Raw genomic sequence first — 873 nt, 5'->3', positions numbered from 1 at the left:
CGGCCGCCCGGCGCTGCGCTGGGCGCTGGCGGCAATCTCGGGCCCCCGCGAAGGCGCCGCCTCGGTGGTGCTGTCGCTGGGGTTGGGCCTGTCGGTGCTGGCGGCGGTGGGCCAGATCGACGGCAACCTGCGCAACGCGATCTCGGGCGAATTGCCGGAAATCGCCCCCTCCTATTTCTTCGTCGACATCCAGAAAGACCAGATGCCGGGCTTTACCCGGCGGCTGGAAAACGACCCTGCCGTGCACCGCATCGACAGCGCGCCGATGCTGCGCGGCATCATCACCCGCATCAACGACCGCCCGGCCAACGAGGTCGCCGGCGGGCATTGGGTGCTGAACGGCGACCGCGGCGTGACCTATTCCGCCGAATTGCCGCCGCGCACCCGGCTGACCGCCGGCACCTGGTGGGGTCCGGAGTATGACGGCCCGCCCCAGATCAGCTTTGCCGCCGAAGAGGCAGAGGAGATGGGTCTGCAACTGGGCGACACCCTGACGGTCAACATCCTCGGCCGCGACATCACCGCCACCATCACCAGCTTTCGCGAGGTCGATTTCTCCACCGCCGGCATCGGCTTTATCCTGTCGATGAACCCAGGGGCGCTGGCCGGGGCGCCGCACAGCTTTATCTCGACGGTCTATGCCGACGAGGCGGCCGAGGCCGAGATCCTGCGCGATCTGGCCGGCGCCTATCCCAATATCACCGCGATCCGCGTGCGCGACGCCATCACCCGCGTGGCCGAGGTGCTGGACGGGCTGGCCGCCGCCACCTCCTACGGCGCGGCGGCAACGCTGCTGACCGGCTTTCTGGTGCTGATCGGCGCGGCGGCGGCGGGCGAAACCGCGCGCACCTACGAGGCCGCGGTGCTGAAGAC

1 protein-coding gene is annotated in these 873 nt (G+C 69.6%); it reads left to right on the top strand.

The features are described from left to right. The coding region (locus CVM52_RS26150) for an ABC transporter permease (protein WP_370741729.1) at nucleotides 1-873 on the top strand (873 nt) is incomplete at both ends.

Origin of the sequence: Pseudooceanicola lipolyticus (genome assembly GCF_002786325.1) — a bacterium.
GTDB lineage: Bacteria > Pseudomonadota > Alphaproteobacteria > Rhodobacterales > Rhodobacteraceae > Pseudooceanicola_C > Pseudooceanicola_C lipolyticus.
The sequence above is the reverse complement of the archived record's forward strand: the minus strand, read 5'-3'. Positions and strand labels throughout refer to the sequence as shown.